At 41.5% G+C, this 2,714-nt stretch carries 2 protein-coding genes; both read right to left on the bottom strand.

Annotated elements, in window-relative coordinates:
• Nucleotides 1-88 precede the first annotated feature (88 nt).
• Nucleotides 89-595 (bottom strand): OmpH family outer membrane protein, encoded by a 507-nt coding sequence (locus A3763_RS13550; RefSeq protein ID WP_068508219.1) that lies wholly within the window; start codon nt 593-595, stop codon nt 89-91.
• Nucleotides 596-634: 39 nt separating this feature from the next.
• The coding region (bamA, locus tag A3763_RS13545) for an outer membrane protein assembly factor BamA (protein WP_068760134.1) at nt 635-2,714 on the bottom strand (2,080 nt) is incomplete at its 5' end.

The raw sequence follows: 2,714 nt of genomic DNA, 5'->3' as shown, positions 1-2,714 counted from the left end.
TCGAACCTCTCCTTCCACATAGTCCGCCAAATATTTTAAGGTAAAGGCATTTTGCTTCATCTGATTAAACTCACGAAATATAGAAAGATCAGTTTAGCTTGTTAAGCTTCTCGATAATTTTATTTGTATAATCCATTTCTTGATTGGCATATAAAGCCGCTTCACGAGGAATCAACAAATCCAGTTTTTCTTCTTTTACTAGCTCGTTGATCGCTTGATCGATTTTGGGCTTTGAATCACTCAAAAACTCATTCCGTCTTTCTGCCAAAGCCTTATCAAGCTTACCTTTGCGGTACTTATATTCCTGAATCGCTTCTTCAAGATCAGATGCCATTTTCGCTCTTTCATTATCACTCATAATTGCAGCGTCATTTTTTAAGCGCATTTCCAAGCGCTGACCTTCTTCTCCGATAGCACGAACTTCAAGGTCCTGTTTTTTATATTTGGTCACCATTGACTCAGTGAACTCTTTTGCTGCATCTGAAGAAAATAAGGCAGCTCTCATATCAACCAGACCAATCTTCATTTCAGCAAGTGCCGACATAGAGAAGAAAGCAATACTTCCCATCAAAATAATTTGCTTAAATAATTTCATTAAAGACCTCCAACGATCTATTTTATGTTTACTTAGTAACTAGAAAGGCTGCCCTAGGGAGAACTGGAAGAACCGCGTATCGTCCCCGGGAATGTCATTAATCGTCTTACCAAAACTGAAGCCCAAGGGCCCGATAAAGGTTATCCATTGTAAGCTCAAGCCAGTCGACCAACGAATCTCATTCCCATCAAAATCATATCCCCTTGCTGTATCAAAAACATTACCACTATCAACAAAGTACGATAGGCGTAGCGATCGCTGGTCTTTCACAAACGGTACAGGGAAGATCAACTCAGCACTATTTTCAATTAGGAGATTTCCGCCAAAGGGGTCTGTAGACCCACCAGCCTGACTAGGAACCGACTGACGACCAAGCGAATTTCTTTGATAACCTCGCACCGAAGTAATACCACCGGTGAAATAGTTTTCGTAAAATGGAAGTATGCTGGTATCACCATACCCATCAGCCCACGCCAATTTATTGCGAATCCTGAATACAAAGTCATGATCTTTATCGATTGGGAAGTAGGTATTTGAGCGGTAGTTAAGTTTATAAAATGATAGATCACTGAAAGGTACCGACACTTCAAGCGTTAGGCCCTGTCCCCACCCGCGCGTTGGAAACTGCCCGCGATTCAATGTGCTTCTGGTCCATGACCCGGTAAAGCTGTAAGTATTAAAACTCGTACCATATTCAGAAACAAAAGTATTGATTCCGAGCGGCACATCCTCACCTGCAGATAGCTGAGTATTGGTATAACCAAAAGTGAACTTCAAGCGAGAAATACTGTTGATAGGATAACCAAAGGTTACCGATGCTCCCGTTTCATCGATAACAAAATCTGAACGGTCATCTTCGTCAAAATCAGTTTTTCTAGCAAAAAAGCTAAACCCTCGACTCACACCATCGACAGTGAAGTAAGGATCGAGATAGGAAAAGTTAGCAGACTTAACGGACTCAGTGGTATTCACGCCAAAAGAGACCTTCTTACCGGAGCCAAAAAAGTTACTTTCAGAAACACTCAAACCAAGTGAAAAACCGGAACCCTGAGAAAAACCCAAGCTTGCAGAAAGGTTACCGGATGAAGTTTCTTCAACCGAGTAATTCACATCAATTTGATCTGACGTGCCCGGTACTGAGGGCGTATCAATATTAACAGTACTAAAGAAGCCCAAACGCTCAAGCTTAGCTTTAGAACCTTCGATCAAGTCCGTTGATGCAGACCCACCTTCCATTTGAATCATCTCCTGCCGTAAGACTTCATCACGTGTTGAAGTGTTACCACGGAAATTGATTCTTCTTACATAATTCCGTTTACCAGGATCAACAAAGAAAGTAACCGAAGCGGTATAGTCATCATGCGCCTCAGGGATAGCGTTAACATTTGCATAAGTATAACCTTCTGCACCTAAAGCACGAGAGATAAGGTCAGATGTAAGTGTCAGTTTCTGACGTGAAAATACGTCACCCGGTTTTAACATAACAAGCTTTTCTAACACTTCCTTCTCTAGAACAAGGTCTCCCTTCAAGTCGAAGTCCTTTAACGTATATAACGGGCCTTCTGAAATATTAACCGTAACGAAAACATCTTCTTTATGTGGTGAAATCGAAACTTGAGTCGACTCGATGGCAAACTTGATATAACCATTATCCAGATAGAAAGAACGTATACGCTCTAAATCGCCACTCAGCTTTTCTTTTGAGTATTTATCATCACTGGTAAATACTGACCAAAAACTTGGCATCTTGAGCTCCATCAGCTCAATTAGTTCTTCATCAGAAAATGCTTGGTTACCAACGATATTGATATGAAGAATTGAGGCAACTTCTCCTTCGTTGATATTCAACTTGATTGCCACACGGTTGCGAGGTAATTCTTTAACTTCGGCCTCTACAGAAGCAGAGTATCTACCTTGTGTAACATAAGAGCGAAGGATTTCGAGCTCCAGACGCTCAAGCGTTACCCGCTTGAATACTTTTCCTTCTGCCATCCCGGCAGCTTTGAGCCCTTCCAGCAAATCTTCTTCAGAGATATCCTTATTTCCTTCAATTTCGATTTTCGAGATTGAGGGGCGCTCTTGAACAATAATGACCAAATCTCTATCTTCACGGGCGATT

Source organism: Oleiphilus sp. HI0128 (assembly GCF_001635365.1).
Note: the sequence above shows the minus strand (reverse complement) of the source record. Positions and strands in the feature narration are given on the sequence as shown.

Coding starts and splice junctions, on each gene's coding strand:
- A3763_RS13550 (WP_068508219.1), bottom strand. CDS start 595: ATGAAATTATTTAAGCAAATTATTTTGATGGGAAGTATTGCTTTCTTC.